This window comes from Rhizobium metallidurans, from assembly GCF_014196505.1.
In the GTDB taxonomy this organism is placed as follows: Bacteria; Pseudomonadota; Alphaproteobacteria; order Rhizobiales; family Rhizobiaceae; genus Rhizobium; species Rhizobium metallidurans.
This window is the reverse complement of the sequence record NZ_JACIDW010000019.1, coordinates 62,763-85,063: the sequence shown is the minus strand read 5'-3', so window position 1 is coordinate 85,063 and position 22,301 is coordinate 62,763. Positions and strand designations below refer to the sequence as shown.

The 22,301-nt window shown below is 63.6% G+C and carries 26 protein-coding genes, 1 pseudogene and 1 riboswitch; of the genes and pseudogenes, 10 read left to right on the top strand and 17 right to left on the bottom strand.

The annotated features are described in order from the left end of the window. Window positions 1-306: pseudogene (locus GGQ67_RS21195) on the bottom strand (IS110 family transposase); the annotation flags it as partial. A gap of 1,001 nt (window positions 307-1,307) precedes the next feature. Between GGQ67_RS21195 and GGQ67_RS21190 the strand changes: the two are divergent. Then, on the top strand, window positions 1,308-1,982 hold the full coding sequence (locus GGQ67_RS21190) for a VIT1/CCC1 transporter family protein (protein WP_343056534.1): 675 nt from the start codon (window positions 1,308-1,310) through the stop codon (window positions 1,980-1,982). Window positions 1,983-1,998: 16 nt separating this feature from the next. Here GGQ67_RS21190 and GGQ67_RS21185 read toward each other — a convergent pair whose 3' ends face one another. After that, on the bottom strand, window positions 1,999-3,852 hold the full coding sequence (locus GGQ67_RS21185; protein ID WP_183902109.1) for an ABC transporter ATP-binding protein: 1,854 nt from the start codon (window positions 3,850-3,852) through the stop codon (window positions 1,999-2,001). Window positions 3,853-4,354: 502 nt separating this feature from the next. Between GGQ67_RS21185 and GGQ67_RS21180 the strand changes: the two genes are divergently transcribed. Then, on the top strand, window positions 4,355-4,828 hold the full coding sequence (locus GGQ67_RS21180) for a cupin domain-containing protein (RefSeq protein WP_183902108.1): 474 nt from the start codon (window positions 4,355-4,357) through the stop codon (window positions 4,826-4,828). A 12-nt stretch (window positions 4,829-4,840) separates the two neighbouring features. Here GGQ67_RS21180 and GGQ67_RS21175 read toward each other — a convergent pair whose 3' ends face one another. The 6 genes from GGQ67_RS21175 to GGQ67_RS21150 form a co-directional block, all read right to left on the bottom strand. Then, window positions 4,841-5,113, bottom strand: a complete 273-nt coding sequence (locus tag GGQ67_RS21175; RefSeq protein ID WP_183902107.1) for a DUF982 domain-containing protein — start codon at window positions 5,111-5,113, stop codon at window positions 4,841-4,843. 41 nt (window positions 5,114-5,154) lie between these two features. Then, on the bottom strand, window positions 5,155-5,802 hold the full coding sequence (locus tag GGQ67_RS21170) for an alpha/beta hydrolase (RefSeq protein WP_183902106.1): 648 nt from the start codon (window positions 5,800-5,802) through the stop codon (window positions 5,155-5,157). Between the two features lie 87 nt (window positions 5,803-5,889). Next, on the bottom strand, window positions 5,890-8,754 hold the full coding sequence (gene gcvP / locus GGQ67_RS21165; protein ID WP_183902105.1) for an aminomethyl-transferring glycine dehydrogenase: 2,865 nt from the start codon (window positions 8,752-8,754) through the stop codon (window positions 5,890-5,892). Further along, window positions 8,754-9,116, bottom strand: a complete 363-nt coding sequence (gene gcvH, locus GGQ67_RS21160) for a glycine cleavage system protein GcvH (RefSeq protein ID WP_112945865.1) — start codon at window positions 9,114-9,116, stop codon at window positions 8,754-8,756. The genes gcvP and gcvH overlap by 1 nt, the downstream gene beginning before the upstream one ends. A gap of 345 nt (window positions 9,117-9,461) precedes the next feature. Further along, the gene (gcvT, locus tag GGQ67_RS21155) at window positions 9,462-10,598 is read right to left on the bottom strand and encodes a glycine cleavage system aminomethyltransferase GcvT (protein WP_183902104.1); all 1,137 of its coding nucleotides are present in this window, start codon (window positions 10,596-10,598) and stop codon (window positions 9,462-9,464) included. Window positions 10,599-10,749: 151 nt separating this feature from the next. Continuing rightward, a riboswitch (glycine riboswitch) is annotated at window positions 10,750-10,841 on the bottom strand. A gap of 112 nt (window positions 10,842-10,953) precedes the next feature. Next, window positions 10,954-11,223 (bottom strand): hypothetical protein, encoded by a 270-nt coding sequence (locus GGQ67_RS21150; protein WP_183902103.1) that lies wholly within the window; start codon window positions 11,221-11,223, stop codon window positions 10,954-10,956. Between the two features lie 202 nt (window positions 11,224-11,425). Here GGQ67_RS21150 and GGQ67_RS21145 point away from each other — a divergent pair, with 202 nt between their 5' ends. The 8 genes from GGQ67_RS21145 (at window position 11,426) to GGQ67_RS21110 (ending at window position 17,230) form a co-directional block, all read left to right on the top strand. Further along, on the top strand, window positions 11,426-11,584 hold the full coding sequence (locus GGQ67_RS21145; protein ID WP_183902102.1) for a hypothetical protein: 159 nt from the start codon (window positions 11,426-11,428) through the stop codon (window positions 11,582-11,584). A 68-nt stretch (window positions 11,585-11,652) separates the two neighbouring features. Beyond that, window positions 11,653-12,030 carry a fluoride efflux transporter CrcB gene (gene crcB / locus GGQ67_RS21140; RefSeq protein WP_183902101.1) on the top strand — a complete coding sequence of 126 codons (378 nt, stop codon included), beginning with the start codon at window positions 11,653-11,655 and terminating at the stop codon, window positions 12,028-12,030. A gap of 101 nt (window positions 12,031-12,131) precedes the next feature. Then, a complete protein-coding gene (locus GGQ67_RS21135) occupies window positions 12,132-13,124 on the top strand; it encodes an RluA family pseudouridine synthase (RefSeq protein ID WP_183902100.1) in 993 nt (330 codons plus the stop codon). Between the two features lie 32 nt (window positions 13,125-13,156). After that, window positions 13,157-13,810, top strand: a complete 654-nt coding sequence (locus tag GGQ67_RS21130; protein WP_183902099.1) for an HAD-IA family hydrolase — start codon at window positions 13,157-13,159, stop codon at window positions 13,808-13,810. An 8-nt stretch (window positions 13,811-13,818) separates the two neighbouring features. Then, window positions 13,819-14,613, top strand: a complete 795-nt coding sequence (locus GGQ67_RS21125) for an ATP12 family chaperone protein (RefSeq protein ID WP_183902098.1) — start codon at window positions 13,819-13,821, stop codon at window positions 14,611-14,613. 75 nt (window positions 14,614-14,688) lie between these two features. Next, on the top strand, window positions 14,689-15,159 hold the full coding sequence (locus GGQ67_RS21120) for a hypothetical protein (protein ID WP_183902116.1): 471 nt from the start codon (window positions 14,689-14,691) through the stop codon (window positions 15,157-15,159). Between the two features lie 23 nt (window positions 15,160-15,182). Continuing rightward, a complete protein-coding gene (locus tag GGQ67_RS21115; protein WP_183902097.1) occupies window positions 15,183-16,715 on the top strand; it encodes an acyl-CoA carboxylase subunit beta in 1,533 nt (510 codons plus the stop codon). A gap of 125 nt (window positions 16,716-16,840) precedes the next feature. Beyond that, the gene (locus GGQ67_RS21110; RefSeq protein ID WP_183902096.1) at window positions 16,841-17,230 is read left to right on the top strand and encodes a DoxX family protein; all 390 of its coding nucleotides are present in this window, start codon (window positions 16,841-16,843) and stop codon (window positions 17,228-17,230) included. Window positions 17,231-17,365: 135 nt separating this feature from the next. On the opposite strand, the gene fghA is transcribed toward GGQ67_RS21110, so the two are convergent. The 9 genes from fghA to GGQ67_RS21065 form a co-directional block, all read right to left on the bottom strand. Next, complete coding sequence (fghA, locus tag GGQ67_RS21105; RefSeq protein ID WP_183902095.1) at window positions 17,366-18,199, bottom strand: S-formylglutathione hydrolase; 834 nt, start codon at window positions 18,197-18,199, stop codon at window positions 17,366-17,368. A gap of 1 nt (window position 18,200) precedes the next feature. Beyond that, the gene (locus GGQ67_RS21100) at window positions 18,201-18,668 is read right to left on the bottom strand and encodes a YaiI/YqxD family protein (protein WP_183902094.1); all 468 of its coding nucleotides are present in this window, start codon (window positions 18,666-18,668) and stop codon (window positions 18,201-18,203) included. A 24-nt stretch (window positions 18,669-18,692) separates the two neighbouring features. Next, window positions 18,693-18,998, bottom strand: a complete 306-nt coding sequence (locus tag GGQ67_RS21095; RefSeq protein WP_183902093.1) for a type II toxin-antitoxin system RelE/ParE family toxin — start codon at window positions 18,996-18,998, stop codon at window positions 18,693-18,695. After that, window positions 18,995-19,252 carry a ribbon-helix-helix domain-containing protein gene (locus tag GGQ67_RS21090; protein WP_183902092.1) on the bottom strand — a complete coding sequence of 86 codons (258 nt, stop codon included), beginning with the start codon at window positions 19,250-19,252 and terminating at the stop codon, window positions 18,995-18,997. The genes GGQ67_RS21095 and GGQ67_RS21090 overlap by 4 nt, the downstream gene beginning before the upstream one ends. 135 nt (window positions 19,253-19,387) lie before the next feature. Next, window positions 19,388-19,966, bottom strand: a complete 579-nt coding sequence (gene gfa / locus GGQ67_RS21085; RefSeq protein ID WP_183902091.1) for an S-(hydroxymethyl)glutathione synthase — start codon at window positions 19,964-19,966, stop codon at window positions 19,388-19,390. A 130-nt stretch (window positions 19,967-20,096) separates the two neighbouring features. After that, window positions 20,097-20,354 (bottom strand): BrnA antitoxin family protein, encoded by a 258-nt coding sequence (locus GGQ67_RS21080; protein ID WP_183902090.1) that lies wholly within the window; start codon window positions 20,352-20,354, stop codon window positions 20,097-20,099. Continuing rightward, window positions 20,320-20,607 (bottom strand): BrnT family toxin, encoded by a 288-nt coding sequence (locus tag GGQ67_RS21075; RefSeq protein ID WP_183902089.1) that lies wholly within the window; start codon window positions 20,605-20,607, stop codon window positions 20,320-20,322. Before GGQ67_RS21075 ends, GGQ67_RS21080 begins: the two co-directional genes overlap by 35 nt. 44 nt (window positions 20,608-20,651) lie before the next feature. Continuing rightward, a complete protein-coding gene (locus tag GGQ67_RS21070) occupies window positions 20,652-21,113 on the bottom strand; it encodes a GNAT family N-acetyltransferase (protein ID WP_425503821.1) in 462 nt (153 codons plus the stop codon). Further along, window positions 21,113-22,240 (bottom strand): S-(hydroxymethyl)glutathione dehydrogenase/class III alcohol dehydrogenase, encoded by a 1,128-nt coding sequence (locus GGQ67_RS21065; RefSeq protein WP_183902087.1) that lies wholly within the window; start codon window positions 22,238-22,240, stop codon window positions 21,113-21,115. The genes GGQ67_RS21070 and GGQ67_RS21065 overlap by 1 nt, the downstream gene beginning before the upstream one ends. Window positions 22,241-22,301 lie beyond the last annotated feature (61 nt).

The following is a 22,301-nucleotide window of genomic DNA, read 5'->3' as shown; positions in this document are numbered from 1 at the left end:
GGCGAGATGGCCGCAGGCTCTGGCGAACATACGGGCCCGATACGGATCGACGATAGCGACCGGAAAGCCGCTCTCATGCAGGCTGCGATGGGCCATCCGGTGAAACTTACCCGTTGCCTCCATCACGATTAAGGCCGGCTGCAGCCCGCGCAGCAGCCGTTTCAGCGCTTGCAGCCCGGCCTTGCCATTGGCAAGCCTGAGGTCGCGGCCCAGCGGATGCAAATGAATGTCGAGCCACTCTTTACACACATCGACACCGACATAAACTGGTGCCGCGTTTTGTTTTGACGCTACCTTGCCTTGCATGCGGGACTTGCTCCCCATCATCTGTTCAGGACAAACGCAAAGGACGGCCGGACCAAGCTCATCCCCGGTTCAAGCCAAGGGGGCCGCGGTCCCGAACGTCCGCACTCCGACGGATGGCCATCCGTCGGAGTGCGCGTCGATCATCAGACAATCAACGCAAAATGAACATGCAAGGGGGCTGCGGGCGCTGACGTTGGCCACTTTCAAAACTCCCACCTGCAAAACAGCATGCGTTTCCCCCGGCAGGCTTTACCCCCGGTTGATACGGTATCTGATCGGACGGGGCGCCAAAAGCTGCCTCGTAAATAGTTTAGTTTTGTTGACACCTTCCGGCGCCCCGTTCGGCGGTCTGCGGTCGTGTCCTGGTTCCTTTACCGGGTGATCGGCATCTTTTCAGAGATATGCTCGCGGGATTGTTCTTGTTCTTGAGGCTTTCGCTCCCCGGGCATCCCGAAGGGCCGTCTTGATCGACGCCAGGAGGGCCTCCACGGACCTGTCGCCCGCGGCACCCCGGCGCCGTTCCGCAAAACCCTTCCGGGCTTAACGGTCGGCCAGTCGCCGTCCCTCATGTGCATAGGCGCGTGGTATCGGCGAACCGACCTTCGTACCCGCACACCAGCTCTTCACTGGCGGGACCATTCCGCGACGCCCCTCGTTTCACCCTGCGTCAGGGGCTTCCCGAAAGCGCCGGTCCCATCTCGCCGGTAACGCAACCGGTGTATCCGAAGACGGGACGGGGTGAGTGTGGAGCAGGCGGTGAGCGCGGGGATGAAAAAATGACCATGCTGCTGATTTCGTTGCCGGAGCACTGATTTTCATCAACGTGCGTGCGGCGAACGCGGGCGTGCGGCAATGAGACGAGCCACTCCGCATAACCCTCGATCGGGGCCCTCGATCGGGGCCCTTGATCCGGCTCAATGAAGAAATCGGCCATTTCGACCATAATTCGCTGTCGCATGCCGGCAGGGCAACGGGTGGATGTTGCCGGTTGGAACAAGGCCGTGACGTTCAGGACGATCCGCTCCATCTTCGAGACGCTCGATCCGGGCGACGCGCTCGCCGAAGTGCTTTTCGGCCTGATCATGGCGCTGACCTGGACGATCGGTTCCAGGCTCGTGATGCAGGAAGAGGGGCTTGATGTCAGGGGCCTGATCGTCTCGACACTCGGATGCAACATCGCCTGGGGGCTCATCGACGCCGTGCTGCGCATTCTTGGCACGACGTTCTTCAGGAACAGGCGGTTGCAGCTGTTCGCGAAGATCAGGACGGCGCGCGACGAAGCCGCGGCCCTTGCCGTGATCCGCGAGGAGTTTCCAACCGAGGGGGCGGCGCTCTCGGTCGACGATGCCGATGCCGAGGCGCTCTATCGTTCGGTGCTGACGCTTGCCGGCCGGTCGACGCCGCGCCGGCTTTCCTTGACGAGAGACGATCTTGTCGCGGCGCTCGCGGTGTTTCTGCTGGTTTCGGCGACGGCCATTCCTGCCGTCATCCCCTTCTTCCTGATCGCGGATGGCGAACGCGCCTTGCGGGTGAGCAACCTGCTGTTGACCGGCCTGCTGTTCTTTACCGGATATGCATGGGCCGGCTTTTCCGGCGGCAGGCCACTGCACGCGGGAGTGACCATGACCGGCCTTGGATTGGCCCTGGTCGGCATTGCCGTGGTGCTGGGTGGCTGACGCGTGAGCGGTCTGGCTAGCCGATCTCCTCGGGGATGAAACCGCCGGTCTGGCGTTTCCACAGACGCGCGAAGAGGCCGTCTCCTTCGGCCAGTTCGGCGGGGCTTCCCTCCTCGACGATGCGTCCCTGGTCGAGCACGACGATGCGGTCCATCATGGCGATGGTCGAGAGGCGGTGGGCGATGGCGATGACGGTCTTTCCCCGCATCACCAGATCGAGCTTTTCCTGAATGGCGGCTTCGGATTCGCTGTCGAGCGCCGATGTCGCCTCGTCGAGCACCAGGATCGGCGCGTCCTTCAAAAGGACGCGGGCGATGGCCACGCGCTGGCGCTGACCGCCCGAGAGCTTGATACCACGATCGCCGACATAGGCGTCGTAGCCCTGACGCCCCTCGGCGTCGCGCAGATCGGCGATGAACCGGTCGGCGCTCGCCGTCCTTGCCGCCTGTTCGATCTCGTCGCGCGCCGCCTCCGGCCGGCCGTAACGGATGTTGTCGCCGACGGAGCGGTGCAGCATCGAGACGTCCTGCGCGATGACGCCGATGTTGCGGCGAAGGCTCGCCTGGGTGACATCGCGGATATCCTGGCCGTCGATCCGGATGGTGCCCGAGCCGACATCGTAGAAGCGCAGCAGCAGGCTCACCAGCGTCGTCTTTCCGGCGCCGGAGAGCCCGACGAGGCCGACCTTCTCACCGGGGCGCAGCGTGAGCGACAGGTTGGCGACGACCGCTTTGCCGGCCTTGTAGGCGAAGGTCACGTCGTCGAAGCGTATTTCGCCGCGGCTGACATCGAGATCGACGGCATCGGCGCGGTCGGTGATGGTCGGCGGTGTCGTCATCACCGGCATGGCGTCCTTGATCGTGCCGATCGCCTGGAAAATCTGCTGGCCCATCTGCAGGAAGGTGAAGGTGTGACGGGAGAGGCGTTGCAGCACATAGACGGCGCCGACGAACTCCCCGATCGTCAGGAACTGCCTGATCAGGCCGGTGAAGCCGATCGTCAGGATCGCCAGCCACAGGAGCATGTTGAGCGCCACGACGATGAGCTCCGAGGTGCGATAGATCCGCTGCTCGCGGTGCTGGGTGCTGATCGACGTGCCGATGATGCTTCGGATGGCGCCGGCCTCGCTGTCTTCGGCGGCGAACTGCTTGATCATCTGCATGTTGGTGTAGAGATCGGTGATGGCGCCGGCAACCAGGCTGCGCTGTCTGGCGGTGTTGCGCGACCTCTCGGTGAAGACGGGTGCCATCTTGACCGCGAGCGCGACGTTGAGCGCGATCCAGATGGCGGCGGGCACGGCGAGCTGCCAGGAGAGCGCGCTCAGGAGGACCACCGAGCCGACCATCTGCAGCAGGAAGCGCGGGATCGACTGGAAGGCCGCGATGATCTGCTGCTGCACGGCCGACGACACCTGCTGCAGCCGCGAGGCGACCTGACCGGCGTAGAGATCATGGAAGAAGGCGAGATCCTGCCGCTCCACCGCCTTGTGCCCCTGCCACTGGATGGCGGCGGGCATGCCGACGCCGAGCGTGTGCGCGGTCAGCGTATTGACGAGAAAGGAGGCGATCGGCATGGCCGGGAAGATCAGCAGCCCGAGGACGGTGAGAAGCGGCCATTGCTCGCCGAGGAAGAGCGCGGCACCTTTCTGTGTGACGCCGTCGACGATGACGGACAGGCCCCAGACGATCGTCAGGTTCATCGCCTCGATCGCCATCGATGACAGCGCCAGCGCGATCAGCACGCCGCGGAACATCGAGATGAAATGCAGGAGGACGGCGACCGGCCCTTTCGACGGCAGCGGCCGGTAGGGGATGTCGAGCGGCCGGATCAGGCGCTCGAAGGGGCGGTAGATGACATCTGAAATCGACATGGGGTCTCTGGTCCGTTGCCGGTAACGCAGTCGTTTCCCGTCGGGATTGGCGGGATCACGCAAACAGGCCCGGTGGTCTCATGTCCCCATGCGGTGACTGGTAGCGGCGCACGAGACGTTGATAGGCGGCGAAGGGCGGCGACGTCAGCGCGGGGACGCCGAATGCCGGAGGGCGGTTGACCGCCGTGGCGGATCGAAGAGTTTCGCCGCCCCGGTCACGGCTGCGGCAGCGAGCGGGGCGGGGAGGTCGATTTCCCGCGCGATCATGCTGATGACAGGCGACATGCGATCCTCCTCGGCTGGATGAACGGTGACGTGGTCGGGTGGCGATAAGTGGAGATTATAGCAATTTTCGCGCGCATCAAGCTTTCTAGACGCCGTGTTTGACGCGCTGTGCGTGCATGTTTTGCTGGAGGCTAGCGGGGCTCGACGGGGCTTGGTAGAGAGCTTCTTGCCTGCCAACGAGGGCGGTCTCTTTCAATCCGCGCAAGGATACCGTGTCATGACCATCGAGACGTCTCACTCCAAAGCGACCGAAGAGGTCATCAAGATACCGGCGATCGGATTGGAGCTCGGCGTGCGGGTCGATCCATCGACGACGGGCGGCGCGTTCTGCTTCATCGACACGGTCAACGCGCCCGGCTTCGGGCCGCCGCGCCATCGGCACAAGGAGACCGAGGTCTTCCGGGTGATGGAGGGGCGGTATCTGTTCGAGGTGGATGGCGCGCGGTTTTACGCCGATGAGGGCGATGTCGTGACTGTTCCCGGTGGTGCCGCGCATGCCTTCGTCAACGTGACCGACAGGCCGGCGCGGCAGTATATCCTGATCGCGCCGGGGCTCGATGCGCGGGCCTTCTTCCTCGGGCTGGCCGACGTCATGCGCGACGGGCGGCCGGATACGGCGGCGCTCAATGTCTTCGCCAAGACATGGGACGTGGAGTTTCTGGGGCCGCCGCTGACGGTGCCGGGCGCGTGATGGCCCGTCCGCTCAATCTTTCCTGATATCGATGCCGGCCTCGAGCGCCGCGGCGATGAAGGCCTTGCGTGCGTCGTCGTTGCTGCGCTTGCCCTTGATGACGTCGGCGCAGACGAGAAGCGCCTTGTCGAGCGCCGGACCGTCTTCCGTCGGCCAGTCCTCGATCATCGCCCAGGAGGCGGCCTGGGTGGTGGCGATGGTGACGTACTGGCCGGGCTCCTCCAACGCCAGCGTCACGGGCTGAGGCCAGGGCTGCTGCGTGAGATCGCCGTCGGATTTTGCCATGGAACTGCTCGCCTGTTGTCTGTTGCCGCGTGGCGGCCTGCTTAAAGCGGCGGGCGGGTGTGGGCAAGCGGAAAGACGCGGGATGTGAGCCATCGGGCGATGATGGCGGGTTCGTTGTCATGGAGATCGTGGCCGGTCGGTGAGACATGGCTGGTGACGTCGGCGCCGGCGGCCTGGAACTGTCCAGTGACAAGAGCGGCGTCCTCGGGCGCGCGGCGGTCGTCTCGGTCGCCGGAGAGGATCAGGACGGGCTTGGCTGATATCGGCGGGAGGATCGCGTCGGGATCGGGCGTGAGCGGGCGGATGAGGATGGCGCCGGTCGCGATGTCGGGATCGCGGATCAGGAGAGAGGCGGCGATGATGGCGCCGTTCGAGAAGCCGAAGAGGATGGGTGGGCGGGCGATCAAGCCGGTTTCGATGGCGCTCGCGATGAAGGTGTGGAGGCGTTCGGTCTGGAGCGCGAGGTTGGCCTGGTCGAGCGTGCGGTCGGGGTTGCGGCGGAAGAAGGCGTAGCCGCTCTCCCAGGGGATAGGTCCGCGTAGCGACAGATATGGCCAGCCGGGGGCGGCGGTCTCCGCCAGCGGCGGGAGTTCGGTCTCGTCGCGGCTGCTGCCGTGCAGGAGGAGGAGCGGTGGGCGGGCGTCGGTGGTTGAGATCGCGCGGTAATGGAAGCCTTGGAGATGGGGCATCGGGGTGTCGGCTTCCTGTTGGTGACTATCGCGGAAATCCGGAATCAGAAACGCCCGGACAAAGCCGGGCGTCTCGATCTCGTATCCCTACTCGGCCGCTTCGGCGTAATCCTCGAGCGGCGGGCAGGTGCAGATCAGGTTGCGGTCGCCGAAGACGTTGTCGACGCGGTTGACCGGGGACCAGTATTTGTCCACGCGGAAGGCGCCGGGGGGGAAGCAGGCCTGTTCGCGCGAGTAGGGACGGTCCCATTCGCCGACCAGGTCTTCGACCGTGTGCGGGGCGTTCTTCAGCGGGTTGTTGGTCTTGTCGGAGCGGCCTTCCTCGATGTCGCGGGCTTCCTGGCGGATCGCCAGCATGGCCTCGCAGAAGCGGTCGAGTTCGGCCTTGGTTTCCGATTCCGTCGGCTCGATCATCAGCGTGCCTGCTACCGGCCAGCTCATGGTCGGCGCATGGAAACCGCAGTCGATCAGGCGCTTGGCGACGTCGTCGACGGTCACGCCTGCGCTGTCGACCAGCGGGCGCGTGTCGATGATGCATTCATGCGCCACGCGGCCGGCCTCGGACTTGTAGAGCACGTCGTATGCGCCCTTCAGCCGGGCGGCGATGTAGTTGGCGTTGAGGATCGCCACCTTGGTCGCCTGCGTCAGGCCTTCGCCGCCCATCATCAGGCAGTAGCTCCAGGAGATCGGCAGGATGGATGCCGAGCCGAAGGCTGCCGCCGACACGGCACCCGAACGACCGTCGGTTTCCGGATGGCCGGGGAGGTGGGGCGCGAGGTGCGACTTGACGCCGATCGGGCCCATGCCGGGACCGCCGCCGCCATGCGGGATGCAGAAGGTCTTGTGCAGGTTGAGGTGGCTGACGTCGGAGCCGATGTCACCGGGGCGGGACAGGCCGACCATGGCGTTCATGTTGGCGCCGTCGAGATAGACCTGGCCGCCATGCTTGTGCACGAGATCGCAGATCTCCTTCACCGTTTCCTCGAACACGCCATGCGTCGAGGGGTAGGTGATCATGCAGCAGGATAGGTTGTCCGAATGCTGCTCGGCCTTGGCGCGGAAATCGTCGAGGTCGATGTCGCCGTTTTCGCGAACCTTGACGACCACGACCTTCATGCCGACCATCTGGGCGGATGCCGGGTTGGTGCCGTGCGCGGAGGTCGGGATCAGGCAGACGTCGCGATGGCCGTTGCCGTTGGCGATGTGGTAGTTGCGGATCGTCAAGAGGCCGGCATATTCGCCCTGCGCGCCGGAGTTCGGCTGCATGGAGAAGGCGTCGTAGCCGGTGACGGCGCAGAGCTTTTCGGTCAGGTCGTCGATCATCTCGCGATAGCCGAGCGCCTGATCGGCGGGCACGAAGGGATGGATATCCGAAAACTCGGGCCAGGTGATCGGCAGCATTTCGGCCGTGGCGTTGAGCTTCATCGTGCAGGAGCCGAGCGGGATCATCGAGCGGTCGAGCGCCAGATCGCGGTCCGAGAGGCGACGGATGTAACGCGTCATCTCGCTTTCGGCGCGGTTCATGTGGAAGATCGGATGTGTCAGGTACTCGCTGGTACGCGCGAGGCCCTTGGGCAGGCGGTAGCTCGGCTCGAAATCGGCGACGGCGAAGTTGCCGCCGAAGGCGCGCCAGACGGCTTCCAGCGTCGCCGGGCGGGTGCGCTCGTCGAGGCTCATGCCGATCCTGGTGGCGCCGACCTTGCGCAGGTTGACGCCTTCGGCGACCGCCGCGCGCAGGATGACGCCCTGCATGTGGCCGACATCGACGGTGATGGTGTCGAAGAAGGTCTCAGGCTCGATGGTGTAGCCGAGCTTTTCCAGCCCCTTGGCCATCAGCACGGCCTTCTGGTGGACCTGCTGGGCGATCGCCTTGATGCCCTTGGGGCCGTGGAAGACGGCGTACATCGAGGCCATGACGGCGAGCAGAACCTGCGCGGTGCAGATGTTCGACGTCGCCTTTTCGCGGCGGATGTGTTGTTCGCGGGTCTGCAGCGACAGGCGGTAGGCGCGGTTGCCGCGGGCATCGACCGAGACGCCGACCAAACGGCCGGGCATGGAGCGCTTGTGGGCGTCCTTGACCGACATGTAGGCGGCGTGCGGGCCGCCGTAGCCGACGGGAACGCCGAAGCGCTGCGACGAGCCGATGGCGATGTCGGCGCCCATTTCGCCAGGCGATTTCAGAAGCGTCAGCGCCAGGATGTCGGCGGCGACGATGGCGATTGCGCCAGTCTGGTGCAGCCGCGAGATCAGGCCGGTGAAATCATGCACATGGCCGTGCGTGCCCGGATACTGGAAAATCGCGCCGAAGACGTCGACCGGGTCGAGATCGGTGAACGGGTTGCCGATGACGACGCTCCAGCCGAGCGGCTCGGCGCGGGTCTTGATCAGCTCGATCGTTTGCGGATGGCAGGCGGCGTCGACGAAGAAGGCCTTGGCCTTCGACTTGGAGACGCGCTCGGCCATCGCCATGCCTTCGGCGGCGGCCGTTGCTTCGTCGAGCAGCGAGGCGTTGGCGACGTCGAGGCCGGTCAGGTCGCAGATCATCGTCTGGTAGTTCAGGAGCGCCTCGAGGCGGCCCTGGGAGATTTCCGGCTGGTAGGGCGTGTAGGCCGTGTACCAGGCCGGGTTTTCCAGGATGTTGCGCTGGATGACCGGCGGCGTGATCGTGCCGTAATAGCCCTGGCCGATCAGCGAGGTCAGGACCTTGTTCTTGTTGGCGGTTTCGCGCAGCTTGTCGAGCGCCTCGCGCTCCGTCATCGGCGCGCCCCAGACGAGCGGCGCCTTCTGGCGGATGGAGGGCGGCACGGTCGCGTCGATCAGCCCGTCGAGGCTGTTATAGCCGATGACCTTGAGCATATCGGTCATTTCGGCCGGCGAGGGGCCGATGTGACGACGATTGGCGAAGTCGTAGGGCTGGTAGTCGGTAAACTGGAATTCCGTCGGCGTCGTCATTACGCGGTGAGCTCCTTGTAGGCCGCTTCGTCGAGCAGGCCATCGGCATCGGCGGCGTTGGCAAGCTTCAGCTTGAAGAACCAGCCAGACCCTTGAGGGTCGGAATTGACCAGCGACGGATCGGCGACGATGGCCGGGTTCACTTCGGTGATCTCGCCGGCGAGCGGGCAGTAGACATCCGAGGCGGCCTTGACGGATTCGACGGTGGCCGCGTTGTCGTTCTTGCCGAAGGTGGCGCCGACTTCAGGCAGTTCCACGAACACCAGATCGCCGAGCTGCTCGACGGCATAGGTGGTAATGCCGACGGTGGCGACACCGGCTTCGATCTGCAGCCATTCGTGTTCTTCGGTGAATTTCAGCATGGGATGGTCCTCTCTGGGGAATGGGGTGATTGGTGGAAATGGGTGGTTTGTTTTGGTTGGCGTGGTGGCGTGTGGTGGTCGCTGGCTGAGGTGGTGCCGTGTGGTGCCCCCCTCTGGCCTGCCGGCCATCTCCCCCACAGGTGGGGAGATGGGCTGGGCGCTCCCACTCGCTCCACGCTCACCGTTTGGTAAGGCGCTTGCTCCGGGTCGATCTCCCCCCTTGTGGGGGAGATGCCCGGCAGGGCAGAGGGGGGTAATCCTCGCGCAACGCCAGCGACGGCGGCCTGCGAACAGTGCGCCTGAACAGGCAGTGCAACGATATGGATCGCCGCCGCGCTCATGGTCTTATCGCTTGTACGTCGGAGCGACGAAGGGCAGGGCCGCGACGGTGACCGGCAGGTACTTGCCGCGTACCTCGGCGTAGACGACCGTTCCGACATCGGCAGAGGCGACCGGCACGTAACCCATGGCAACAGGGCCTTCGGCGCTGGGGCCGAAGCCGCCTGAGGTCACTTCGCCGATCTCGGTCTTGCCTTCCTGGTCGGCGTAGAGCTTGGCATGGCCGCGCACCGGGGCCTTGCCGTCGGGCTTCAGGCCGACGCGGCGGCGGGTGGCGCCTTGGTCGAGTTCGGAGAGGATGCGTTCAGCGCCGGGGAAGCCGCCGGCGCGGGCGCCGCCCGATTTGCGGGCCTTCTGGATGGCCCAGACGAGGGCCGCCTCGACGGGGGTCGTCGTCGTGTCGATGTCGTTGCCATAGAGGCAGAGGCCGGCTTCGAGGCGCAGGCTGTCGCGGGCGCCGAGGCCGATCGGCTCGACGTCGGGATGTTCGAGCAACCGCTTGGTGACATCGACGGCCATCTCCGAGGGGATCGAGATCTCGTAGCCATCTTCGCCGCTATAGCCGGAGCGCGAGACAAGACAGGAGACGTCGTGCAGGCGGCAGTGGCGCACGTCCATGAACTTCATGGCGGCGACATCGGCCCAGAGTTCGGCCAGAGCCTCGACGGCGCGCGGACCCTGCAGCGCGATCAGCGCGCGGTCGAGCACCGTGATATCGCAGGTGTCGGAGAGGTGCTTCTGAAGGTGCGCGACGTCGGCATCCTTGCAGGCGGCGTTGACGACGACGAAGAGGTGGTCGTCGAGATGGGTGATCATCAAGTCGTCGAGAATGCCGCCGTTTTCGTCGGTGAAGAAGCCGTAGCGCTGGCGTCCTTCGGCGAGCCCGAGGATATCGACCGGAACGAGGCTTTCGAGCGCAAGCGCTGCGTCCTCATACTTGCCCGACTTCGCCTTGATGACGACCTGGCCCATGTGGGACACATCGAAGAGACCGGCGGCCGCGCGGGTCTGCAGATGTTCCTTCATGACGCCGGCCGGATATTGCACCGGCATGTCATAGCCCGCGAAGGGTACCATGCGGGCGCCGAGCGACAGATGCAGGTCATGCAGCGGGGTTTTCTTCAGGGCAGCAGTATCGTCCAAGGACGCCTCCGGTGTTTGCGCGTGGGTTCCATGCGCGGGCTCAATATTCGGGCGCGGTCGCGCCTTGTTTCGAGCCCCCTCTGTCTGTTTGCCTGAGATTGTTATCCCTTCGGCGCGCGTTTTTTTGAACGCGTCTCTCCAGAGTTCCGTCTGCCCCTTGCTGGTCCTTTTGCCTGAGAGTTTCCGGGGCGGTTGCTCCTTCGGCACCGGCTGCGACGAGCCGGCTTCTCCCAACAAGGTTGAGCGCAATTATCTGGCGATGGCGCGGCTTGGCAAGGGGGAATGTCGCCGGCGAGCAATTTTTTGTCGCGTGCTTCTGCGGGATCGGCTCCCGGAGGCATCGCGACAGGTGGTCTCAGTCTTCCTCGTAGAGCTTGAGAGCCTGCTGCAGGGCGGCCTGCGGCTGACGCTGGCCCATGGTCATCAGGTCGAGCGCGACTTCGGTCGAGTTGATGACGGCGGCCGTTTCATCGGGGCCTTCGTCGGCATCGGCGTGGCGCTGCCGTTCGGCCACCTTGCGGGCGTCCTTGGCGGCGGTGCTCGCGGATACGCGCGGGGCGATGCGCAGCGCTTCAAACGCCGCTGCCGCCGTACTTGCCGAAATTGAACCAACGAGAACTGACATGTGACAGATTTAGGACGGCGCACCTTCCCGTGCCGCTAAGAATATCGCTAAAATATGAGCGAATGTGATGGTTCTTGTGCCGTGTTTCTGCTTTTTGCGATATATTTCAAATGTAGTGCGCCGCTAGATCTTTCTCATGGCCTCGTTACTTCCCGCGTTACTCGAAAACATGATCGTCAAATCCTTCAAAGGAGGAGTTCAGATGCGCCGTTTTCACTCGCTTGCGCTTGTCGGAGCGCTGCTCGCAACCGCCTTCATCGCCACGGCCTGCACGTCGACCGCGCCGAGCCGCAATGGCGACATGCCAATGAACTCGGCCTGCGCGATGGGCTTCAACAACGACCGGCCGTGCAGCTATTGAGGTGGAAGGGTGAATCGTGACGATCGCTGTCGATTGGCAACGCTTCCGGCCTGCGCTACACAAGCGGCATGATCCAGGCTCTTCTCGTCGCCGTCGGCGGCGCCATCGGTTCGGTGCTTCGCTATTATGTCGGCCAGTGGTCGTTGCGGCTGATGGGGCCGGGCTTTCCGTGGGGGACGCTTGCCGTCAATGTTGTCGGTTGTTTCGTGATCGGGGTTTTCGCCGAGCTGATCGCGCGGCGGTTCAATGCCTCGAACGAATTGCGGCTGCTGTTGATCACCGGGTTTCTCGGCGGCTTCACGACGTTCTCCGCCTTTTCGCTGGATGCGATTTCGCTGATCGAGCGCGGGGCGATGGCGTCGGCGGCGGTCTATGTGGTGGCGAGCGTCGGGCTGTCGATGGCGGCGGTTTTCGCCGGGCTTGCGATGATGCGGGCGTTGATCTGAAATGGGATCTGAGATTCAGGTTTCCGTTTTTGCGTAAAATGCTCTAAAGCCAGCGGCAAAGGCCGCGCCTGGTGCCGGCAACTCTTTCCGAAAGTACAGACATGGCTGGCATTGAACATATTACCGTCGAAGCCGACGAGGCGGGCATGCGCCTCGATCGTTGGTTCAAGATCCACTATCCCGGCCTCGGATTCGGTCCGCTGCAGAAGCTGATGCGTTCCGGCCAGGTGCGTGTCGATGGCGGCCGCGTGAAGACCGATGCGCGCGTGCAGCCGGGGCAGGTGGTGCGGGTGCCGCCGCTCGATGTCGACGCCAAGAAGAGCGGGCCGATCGCCAGCCACGATCTCAAGCATGGCGGCGACTACGAACTCTTGCAGCGCATGGTCCTGCATGAGGACGACAAGGTGATCGTGCTCAACAAGCCGGCCGGCCTTGCCGTGCAGGGCGGTTCCGGCGTGACGCGCAACATCGACAAGATGCTGGAGGCCTGGACAAGCCCGAAGGGCGAAAAGCCGCGGCTGGTTCACCGCCTCGACCGCGACACCTCGGGCGTGCTGGTCATCGCCCGCACGCGCGGTGCGGCGCAGAAGCTGACGGCGGCGTTTCGCGAGCGCGACACCAAGAAGACCTACTGGTCGCTGGTCAAGGGCGTGCCGCGCAAGCACGAGGACAAGATCTCGACCTGGCTGGTGAAGGAACAGACGCCCGACGGTGACCGTATGCGGGTCTGCAAGCATGGCGAGGAGGGCGCAGACCACGCGATCTCCTATTACAAGGTGCGCGAGACGGCGGCCCAGAACCTCGCCTGGCTGGAGATGGAGCCCTATACCGGCCGCACGCACCAGCTGCGCGTCCACGCGCTGCATATCGGCCATCCGATCATTGGCGATCCCAAGTATTTCGACGACGACCACAACTGGGATTTCCCCGGCGGCATCCAGAAGCGGCTGCATCTGCACGCCCGCAAGATCGACGTTCCGCATCCGAGCGGCGGGCGCCTGCGGGTGACCGCGCCGCTGCCGCCGCACATGGTCCAGACCTGGAACCTGCTCGGCCTCGATCTGGCGGAAGCGGACCGGGAAGACTTCGAATAAACTTGGGAATGACGCTTGAAATGAATTCGGGAATGAAACTGGCATTGTTCGATTGCGACGGCACGCTTGTCGATAGCGCCGCGCTGATCCATGAGGTGATGGCGCGCACCTTCGTGCATTTCGGCCATGACCGGCCCGATATCTCGCAGACCAAGGCGATCATCGGGCTGACGCTCGATATCGCCATCGCCCGGATGCAGGGCAAGCCGCATGTGGACGACGAGGCGGTGGCGATGACCGCGCACTACAAGGCGATCTACGCCGATGTGCGCGCCGAAGCCGGCGTCGACGTGCCGCTGTTCGATGGCATCGGCGAGCTGATCCGGACGCTGGCCGAGAAGGACGAGGTGCTGATCGGCGCCGTGACGGGAAAGTCGCGTCGGGGACTGGTGCACATTCTCGAAACCCACGGTTTCGCCCGCGATTTCATCGTCTCGCGCACCGCCGACGATTGCCCGTCGAAGCCGCATCCGGCCATGGTGACGGAATGCTGCGGCGAAACGGGGATGAATCCCGCCGACACCATTGTCATCGGCGATGCGATCTACGATATGCAGATGGCGAAGGCGGCCGGCGCCACGGCGATCGGCGTGTCCTGGGGCTATGCCAGCGTCGACGAGCTGGTCGCGGCCGGCGCCGATACGATCGCCTACCATCCGGCCGACATACTGAAGCATTTTTCCTGAGGTGAGCCATGCGTGATCTGTTGAACGACCTGTCCGAGGCGCTGAGCCATCCCGATCCGATCCGCCGCGCGCAGATCCAGATGAAGAAGCCGCTGCCCAAGCGCTTCTACAAGGACGTCTCGGTGAGCGAGGCCCAGGGCACCGACGCCGGCTTCGTGGTCGCGCTCGACGGCAAGCCGGTGCGCACGCCGGCCCGCAATCTCCTGGCTGCGCCGACGCGCAAGCTCGCCGAGCTGATGGCTGGCGAGTGGACGGCGCAGGGCGACGAGATCGATCCGGCCTCCATGCCTGTCACCAAGCTGATCAACACGGCCATCGACGGCGTTGCGACCGACACGCAGGCGGTGTTCGAGGACATACTGCGCTTCTCCGGCACCGACATGCTGTGCTACCGCGCCGAGGGTCCGGAAGAGCTGGTGGCGCGGCAGACCGCGCTCTGGGACCCGGTGCTCGACTGGGCGTCGAACGCGCTCGGCGCGCGCTTCATCCTGGCCGAGGGCATCGTCCACCAGCAGCAGCCGCAAAGCGCCATCGCTGCGTTTTCGGCGGCGCTGCGCAAGCACGACAACGCCATCGCGCTCGCGGTGCTGCACACGATCACGACGCTGACGGGCTCGGCGCTTCTGGCGCTGGCGTTTGCCGAAGGCGAGCTCGACGAAAACGAAGTCTGGTCGCTCGCGCATCTCGAAGAGGACTGGACGATCGAGCACTGGGGCAGCGACGAAGAGGCGCAAGAGCGGCGCGCGCTGCGTTTCATCGATTTTCTCGCCGCCACCCGTGCTTTTTTGGCACTGAAGGGCTGAAATAGATTGCCATGACCGCCTTTATGGCGAAGATCGCGACTCTTAGTGGGGTGGACGCGGTTTTTCGTCATGAATATGTTTCAGTCGGTTGTTTCCAAAATCTTATTTTCGCTTGTCGCACTCGTTTCGAGCCTGGCGCTGGCCTCCTGCGGCTCGCTGATGCCGAAGGAGGCGCCGGGTCCGGTTTATGACGTGCGCAGCGCCGTGGTCGTCTCCGGGCCGAAAGTGCCGCCCGCGGTGCTTGCCGGCGTGGGCGATCGGGTCAACAAGGCGATCAACGCCACGGTGCGCAAGGAAGTCTATCCGCGCGTCGTCCTGACCATCCGCGTCGTTTCCGTCGCCAAGGAGCAGGGGTACGACAAGAGCCAGAGCTCGGCGAAGATCACCGTCGATGCGGCTTCGGTCGACGACGGCACTGTCATCGCCGTCTCGCAGTTCGAGGTGCTCAGCCGCTCGAACCTCTCGGATGCGTCCGACGAAATTCTTGCTGAAAACATCTCGGCGCGTATCCGGTCGATCTTCACGCTCAGCCCGGGTTCGGAATAATCGCGCCGCAACGGGAGGTCGCCTTGAAGGAAATTCTCGAAGAGCTCGAACGTCGCCGCGATATCGCCCGCAAGGGTGGCGGGGAGACACGCATCGAGGCGCAGCACAAGCGCGGCAAGCTGACGGCGCGCGAGCGCATCGACCTCATTCTCGACGAAGGCTCCTTCGAGGAGTTCGGCATGTTCGTCGAGCACCGGTCGAACGATTTCGGCATGGAAAAGAGCCGGATCGCCGGCGACGGCGTGGTGACCGGATGGGGTACGGTCAACGGCCGCACCGTCTTCGTCTTCGCCAAGGATTTCACGGTGTTCGGCGGCTCGCTGTCGGAGGCGCATGCCGAGAAGATCATCAAGGTCCAGGACATGGCGCTGAAGAACCGCGCGCCGATCATCGGCATCTACGACGCCGGCGGCGCGCGCATCCAGGAAGGCGTGGCGGCGCTCGGCGGCTATGCCGAGGTGTTCCAGCGCAACGTGCTCGCCTCGGGCGTGATCCCGCAGATCTCCGTCATCATGGGGCCTTGCGCCGGCGGCGACGTCTATTCGCCCGCCATGACCGATTTCATCTTCATGGTGCGTGACACCTCCTACATGTTCGTGACCGGCCCCGATGTGGTCAAGACCGTGACCAACGAGACGGTGACGGCGGAGGAGCTCGGCGGCGCCTCGGTGCACACGACGAAGTCCTCGATCGCCGACGGCGCCTACGACAACGACGTCGAGGCGCTCTCGCAGGTACGCCGGCTGATCGATCTGCTGCCGCAGTCGAACACGTCCGCGGTCCCCGAGATCGAATGTTACCAGTCGGTGACGGAAACGGACGCGTCGCTGGATACGCTGGTGCCCGCCAATGCCAACAAGCCCTACGACATCAAGGAACTGATCCTGAAGACGGCGGACGAGGGCGATTTCTTCGAGATCCAGGCGAGTTTCGCCAGGAACATCGTCTGCGGCTTCGGCCGGATCGAGGGCTCGACGGTCGGCTTCGTCGCCAACCAGCCGATGGTGCTGGCCGGCGTTCTCGACAGCGATGCCTCACGCAAGGCGGCGCGCTTCGTCCGCTTTTGCGACTGCTTCAATATCCCGATCGTCACCTTCGTGGACGTGCCAGGCTTCCTGCCGGGGACGGCGCAGGAATATGGCGGGCTGATCAAGCACGGGGCGAAACTGCTCTTCGCCTATGCCGAAGCGACCGTGCCGAAGCTGACCGTGATCACCCGGAAGGCCTTCGGCGGCGCCTACGACGTGATGGCGTCGAAACATCTGCGCGGCGATCTCAACTATGCGTGGCCGACGGCGCAGATCGCCGTGATGGGCGCCAAGGGCGCGGTCGAGATCATCTTCCGCAAGGACATCGCCGATCCCGACAAGATCGCCGAACATACAAGAATGTACGAGGAGCGGTTCCTGTCTCCGTTCGTGGCGGCGGAGCGTGGCTATGTCGACGAGGTGATCATGCCGCATTCGACGCGGCGGCGCTTGGCGCGCGGGTTGAAGATGCTGCGCAACAAGGACCTTACCAATCCCTGGAAGAAACACGACAATATTCCGCTCTAGGGTGATTAAGTCGTGGAAAAACGATGAAAATCAAGTGGATGTGATTGGAGTTGCTGTGAGGGTGGCTTTTTTGTCTTCGAGCGTATCGCTAACGCTCCTCTGTCTTATGACCTAAGGAGAGACTTATGCCCAGTTTCGAACGCCTTAACGCGTATCAGCCCTATGCGCTGGCCGCGCTCCGCATCATCACCGCCTTGCTCTTCATCGAGCACGGCACGATGAAGCTTTTCGCCTTCCCGATCCCGCAGGGCGCCGGCGGTCCGCTGTCGCCGCTATTCCTGTTTGCTGCACTGCTCGAGTTCATTGGCGGCATCGCGATCCTCGTCGGCTTCCTGACCCGTCCGGTTGCCTTCATCCTCGCCGGGCAGATGGCTGTCGCCTATTTCATGATGCACTTCCCGAGCGGCTTCTTCCCTGCCGTAAACGGCGGCGCCGAAGCAATTCTCTACTGCTTCATCTTCCTGTTCCTGGTGTTCGCGGGCGCTGGCGCCTTTGCGATCGACAAGCGCAGGTAACAAGCGCGAGGTTTGATCGGACGGCGGCGGACCTGTCACGCGGCGCGGTCCGATCAGGCGACATATGGATGCGCAAACCACGAGCGCATCGACCGATCGGCCCCTTTCGGGGCCGATCGTGTGTCCGGGGACATCTCAGCCGAGACGTTCGGCGTGCCACTTCAGGTGATCGTCCATGAAGGTCGAGATGAAGTAGTAGGAGTGGTCGTAGCGCTCGTGCATGCGCAGCGTCAGCTTGATGTCGGTGCCCTCGATCGCCTCTTCGAACAGCCAGGGGCGCAGGCCGTTTTCCAGAAAGCCGTCGGCCTTGCCCTGGTCGATCAGGAATTCGGGGAAGCGGGCGCCATCCCTGACCAGGGCGCAGGCATCGTACTGGCGCCATGCGGCGCGGTCGGCCCCGAGATATTTTTCGAAGGCGGGGGCGGACCAGTCGGCGGTCGAGGGCTCGACGATCGGGGCGAAGGCCGAGCAGCTCTTGAAGCGGCCGGGGTTCCTGAGCGCGATGGTCATGGCGCCGTGGCCACCCATGGAATGGCCGAAGATGCCCTGGCGATCCATGTCCATGCGGAAGTGCGGGCTGACGAAAGCGGGCAATTCCTCGGTAATGTAGGTGTACATCTGGTAATTCTCGGCCCAGGGCTTTTCGGTGGCGTCCAGATAGAAGCCGGCGCCCTTGCCCATCTGCCAGTTGGTCAGTTCGTCCGGCACGTCGTTGCCGCGCGGGCTGACATCAGGGCAGACGATGATCAGGCCGAGTTCGGCGGCCATGCGGCGATACTCGCCCTTTTCCATGACGTTGGCGTGGGTGCAGGTGAGGCCCGAGAGATACCAGAGAACCGGGCAGGGCTTTTCGATCGCCTGCGGGGGCACGAAGACGGCGAAGGTCATGTCGCACTTCAGCGCATCCGACGTGTGCGTGAAGACGCCCTGCATGCCGCCGAAGGCGGTCGCCTGGGATAGGATGTTCATTCTACTCTCCTGGTGGTGGCGTGACGGCCTTGGCGCGGCGGCACAGCCGATCGAATGTTTCGAGGAAGCGGGAGCGGTCCTTCGGGCCGAAGGCGGCGTTGTAGCCCTTGCTTTCGCCAGTCTCGCGCAGATGCGCGCCGAGATCGCGCATGGCGCTTGCCATGCCGATATTGGTGTCGTCGAAGACGCGGCCGGTGGGACCGGTGACGAAGGCGCCCGTCGCGACGCAGCGCACCGCAAGCGGTACGTCGGCGGTGACCACGACGTCGCCTGGGCCCGCATGCTCGGCGATCCAGTTGTCGGCGGCGTCGAAGGCGCTGGAGACGATGACATTGTGCACCATCGGATCGCGCGAGGGGCGCAGGCCGGAGTTGGCGACGAAGGTCACTTCGATGCCGAGGCGTTCGGCGACCTTGAGAACCTCTGGCTTGACCGGGCAGGCGTCTGCGTCAACGTAGATATGGTGCATGGGTGTTTGTCGGTGTCCGTGGTGTCAGTCTTCAAAAAAGCGATGATAGTCTCGCGCGGCATGTAAGAGGCGGAGCAGTTCTATGCCCGATCCGTCGGAAATGGGTTCATAGACCACGATATATTGTCTGAAAGTAAAAAGCCGGAGGTTTGGGAACTTCGGAAAACGGGTTACGCCAAGAAACGGATTGTCGGCAAATATCTGCGCTCGAGCTTCAAGTCTCAACGCGAAATCGTCCGCGCGAGATTCACTATCCTTGGCAATGAAGTTCCAGGCATCAAGAGCATCCAGAAGGAACAGCCGTCGACGACGTATCGTGCCGCTGCTCATATCTTTCCGGTGCGGAACTTGACGAGGAGATCTTTCATCGGCTCCATCGGCTCCGAAGGGCCACTGGCTAGCCCTTTTTCGATCTCGGCCTCGATTCCGGCAATAAATGCCGCCGCCTGCCGTTCACGTTCTTCGACCAAGCGAAGCCCTGTCGACACAACGTCGTTCGCGCCGTCAAAACGGCCGGTCTCGACTAAACGATCGATGAGATTCTGCTGCTGTTCTGTCAGAGACAATGCGGATGTTGCGGACATACGTGATCCCTTGGTTTGTCGTTGGAAGCAGTTTATCAAATCGACACAGTCGACGCTTCCTAAAAAAACATGGATTGGCGTGCGCCAGAGCTGCGCGCGGTCGGCGCGCAGCAGGTTTCACAGTAAGTACGATCCTCACGCCTCCTTCAGCGTGCCGGCCTTCTTCGCGGCGAAGGTCGCGAGCACATCCATGAGCGTCGGGTTCAGGCAGTCGTAGGGCGCAAGGCCGAGTTCGTTCAACCGACCGCGAACGCCGGCCATGGCCGAGGGCGGGGTGCCGCTCTCGATGATCGAGGAGACGAAGGCGGCGAAGGTCGGCTCGGGCCAGCCCGGCTCCTGGAAGCGTTCCGGATGGACGAAGGACAGTCCCTTGAAGGCGTGGTCGCGCTCGACGGGGCCGTACATGTGGACGCCGCACTCCTTGCAGGCGTGGCGCTGGATCAGCGCGTCCTTGTCGACGACGGCGAGCTTGTCGCCGTTTTCGAGAACGGTGACGTTGTCGGTCGAGGCGACCGCGACCACCGAGAAGGCGGCTCCCTTGGGCTTCCAGCACTTGGTGCAGCCGCAGGCATGGTTGTGCGCGACCGTGCCCTTGACCGCGAGTTTGACCGGGCGGCTGGCGCAGGCGCAGACGAGCGTGCCACCACTGAAATTCGACTGGCCTTTCTTGACCCCGCCATCGAGCGCGGGGTGGATCGATACCTGATATGCCATGCTCAGCTTCTCCTCCTCAGCTGCCGATGGCTCCCAAATCAGGACCGATTTGTGAAAAAGCCGCCGGCCATTTCAAAGTCGTGCCGCATTGCGTGATGGGGGCTGTCGTGCGTGGCAGTGGAACCTACCGCTATTTCTTGAGGCTGCGCGCGTAGGATTCCAGCACCGCGTTCATGCGCGTCTGATAGCCTTTTCCGGAACTACGATAGAACTGCAGGACCGATTTCTTGATCCGCAGCGTAACCTGCTCGGTTCCCTCGCGTTCGATGAGCTCGGCTTTGCTCCAGAAACTGTCGTCGAGTTCAGGGATGTCGCTGGTGTCGATATCCTCATCGGCAAGGGCCGCCAGTTCTTCAGGGCTTAGTTCTTTGTCGTATCTCTGCGACATAGCGCTCCCTTTCTTTTCGGTTAGCCGGACGGGCGGAAATAATGCGCGTTATGTCCTTGCGATCGGTATGCGTCACCACGAGAAACAGAATGCCGTCGACAAGGCCGATGCTGTTCTTCCGGATTTCGCCGTAGTCAAACCGATCATCAACGGCGGTCAGAACGCGACCATCGAAAATCCGCACGGCCGTCGAGAAGCCGACGCCATGTTTTGCAATGTTTGCAGCATTCTTGGCGTCGTCCCACTCGTACATCGGATGCGATTGTAACTACAATTGCATCTACATTCAAGCAAAGGTCAGCGTACCGCTCTGACCATGTCGACGTGCGGGATGCCGTCCTCGAGATATTCCTCCGACGTCGTCTCGAAGCCGAAGCCGCCGTAGAAGCGGGAGAGGTGGCTTTGGGCGGAGAGGTAGATCGGTGCTTGCGGATAGCGATTTTCACAGACGGAAATGGCCTCGCGCATGACGGCGTCGCCGAGGCGTTTGCCGCGATGATCGGGAGAGACGACGACGCGGCCGATCTTGGCGGGTGCGTCCTTGTCCGCCGGGGCGAATATCCGGGCGGCGGCGATCAGGTCGCCATCCTGCAGCAGGCGCAGATGCAGGGCGTCCGCGTCCTTGCCGTCGAGTTCGGGATAGGGGCAGTTCTGCTCGACGACGAAGACGTCGACGCGCATTTTCAACAGAGCGTACAGCTCGACGGCGGAGAGCTCATCGAGCCTCCGCGCATCGACCGTGTAGTTTGGCTGGGTGATCAATAGACCACGACGCCGCGGATGGATTCACCCTTGTGCATGAGGTCGAAGCCCTTGTTGATGTCTTCGAGCGGCATGGTGTGGGTGATCATCGGATCGATCTGGATCTTGCCTTCCATGTACCAGTCGACGATCTTCGGCACGTCGGTGCGGCCACGCGCGCCGCCGAAGGCGGTGCCCATCCAGTTGCGGCCGGTGACCAGCTGGAACGGACGGGTCGAGATTTCCTGGCCGGCGCCGGCGACGCCGATGATGACCGACTTGCCCCAGCCGCGATGCGAGCTTTCGAGCGCCTGGCGCATCACCTTGGTGTTGCCGGTGCAGTCGAAGGTGTAGTCGGCGCCGCCGATCAGGTCGCCGTGGCGCTTCGTCATGTTGACCAGATAGGGCACGATGTCGTCGCCGACTTCCTTCGGATTGACGAAGTGGGTCATGCCGAACTTCTCGCCCCAGGCCTTGCGGTCAGGGTTGATGTCGACGCCGATGATCATGTCGGCGCCGGCAAGGCGCAGGCCCTGAAGAACGTTGAGGCCGATACCGCCGAGGCCGAAGACGATCGCTGTGGAGCCGATCTCGACCTTGGCGGTGTTGATGACGGCGCCGATGCCTGTCGTCACGCCGCAGCCGATGTAGCAGACCTTGTCGAAGGGGGCGTCGGGATTGATCTTGGCGAGCGCGATCTCCGGCAGAACGGTGAAGTTCGCGAAGGTCGAGCAGCCCATGTAATGGTGGATCTTGTCCTTGCCGATCGAGAAGCGCGAGGTGCCGTCAGGCATGACGCCCTGGCCCTGGGTCGAGCGGATCGAGGTGCAGAGGTTGGTCTTGCGCGAGGTGCAGGAGTAGCATTCGCGGCATTCCGGCGTGTAGAGCGGAATGACGTGGTCGCCCTTCTTCAGCGAGGTGACGCCGGGGCCGACGTCGATGACGATACCGGCGCCTTCATGGCCGAGGATCGCCGGGAACAGGCCTTCCGGGTCGGCGCCCGAGAGCGTGAAGTCGTCGGTGTGGCAGATGCCCGTGGCCTTCACCTCGATCAGCACTTCGCCGGCCTTGGGGCCTTCGAGCTGCACGGTCATCACTTCGAGTGGTTTTCCTGCCTGTACGGCAACAGCGGCGCGAACGTCCATGGTCGTCTCCAATATGCTGATTTGATCGGGCGGACTTTTGCACGCCAAAGGAGCGGGGCTC

Coding starts and splice junctions, on each gene's coding strand:
- GGQ67_RS21150 (WP_183902103.1), bottom strand. CDS start 11,223: ATGTCAGTTCTCGTTGGTTCAATTTCGGCAAGTACGGCGGCAGCGGCG.
- GGQ67_RS21110 (WP_183902096.1), top strand. CDS start 16,841: ATGCCCAGTTTCGAACGCCTTAACGCGTATCAGCCCTATGCGCTGGCC.
- GGQ67_RS21145 (WP_183902102.1), top strand. CDS start 11,426: ATGCGCCGTTTTCACTCGCTTGCGCTTGTCGGAGCGCTGCTCGCAACC.
- gcvH (WP_112945865.1), bottom strand. CDS start 9,116: ATGCTGAAATTCACCGAAGAACACGAATGGCTGCAGATCGAAGCCGGT.
- GGQ67_RS21175 (WP_183902107.1), bottom strand. CDS start 5,113: ATGGCAAAATCCGACGGCGATCTCACGCAGCAGCCCTGGCCTCAGCCC.
- GGQ67_RS21075 (WP_183902089.1), bottom strand. CDS start 20,607: ATGTACGAGTGGGACGACGCCAAGAATGCTGCAAACATTGCAAAACAT.
- GGQ67_RS21090 (WP_183902092.1), bottom strand. CDS start 19,252: ATGTCCGCAACATCCGCATTGTCTCTGACAGAACAGCAGCAGAATCTC.
- GGQ67_RS21100 (WP_183902094.1), bottom strand. CDS start 18,668: ATGCACCATATCTACGTTGACGCAGACGCCTGCCCGGTCAAGCCAGAG.
- gfa (WP_183902091.1), bottom strand. CDS start 19,966: ATGGCATATCAGGTATCGATCCACCCCGCGCTCGATGGCGGGGTCAAG.
- gcvP (WP_183902105.1), bottom strand. CDS start 8,754: ATGACGACGCCGACGGAATTCCAGTTTACCGACTACCAGCCCTACGAC.
- GGQ67_RS21095 (WP_183902093.1), bottom strand. CDS start 18,998: ATGAGCAGCGGCACGATACGTCGTCGACGGCTGTTCCTTCTGGATGCT.
- GGQ67_RS21180 (WP_183902108.1), top strand. CDS start 4,355: ATGACCATCGAGACGTCTCACTCCAAAGCGACCGAAGAGGTCATCAAG.
- GGQ67_RS21130 (WP_183902099.1), top strand. CDS start 13,157: ATGAAACTGGCATTGTTCGATTGCGACGGCACGCTTGTCGATAGCGCC.
- fghA (WP_183902095.1), bottom strand. CDS start 18,199: ATGAACATCCTATCCCAGGCGACCGCCTTCGGCGGCATGCAGGGCGTC.
- GGQ67_RS21170 (WP_183902106.1), bottom strand. CDS start 5,802: ATGCCCCATCTCCAAGGCTTCCATTACCGCGCGATCTCAACCACCGAC.
- GGQ67_RS21080 (WP_183902090.1), bottom strand. CDS start 20,354: ATGTCGCAGAGATACGACAAAGAACTAAGCCCTGAAGAACTGGCGGCC.
- GGQ67_RS21185 (WP_183902109.1), bottom strand. CDS start 3,852: ATGTCGATTTCAGATGTCATCTACCGCCCCTTCGAGCGCCTGATCCGG.
- GGQ67_RS21065 (WP_183902087.1), bottom strand. CDS start 22,240: ATGGACGTTCGCGCCGCTGTTGCCGTACAGGCAGGAAAACCACTCGAA.
- GGQ67_RS21125 (WP_183902098.1), top strand. CDS start 13,819: ATGCGTGATCTGTTGAACGACCTGTCCGAGGCGCTGAGCCATCCCGAT.
- GGQ67_RS21120 (WP_183902116.1), top strand. CDS start 14,689: ATGTTTCAGTCGGTTGTTTCCAAAATCTTATTTTCGCTTGTCGCACTC.
- GGQ67_RS21135 (WP_183902100.1), top strand. CDS start 12,132: ATGGCTGGCATTGAACATATTACCGTCGAAGCCGACGAGGCGGGCATG.
- crcB (WP_183902101.1), top strand. CDS start 11,653: ATGATCCAGGCTCTTCTCGTCGCCGTCGGCGGCGCCATCGGTTCGGTG.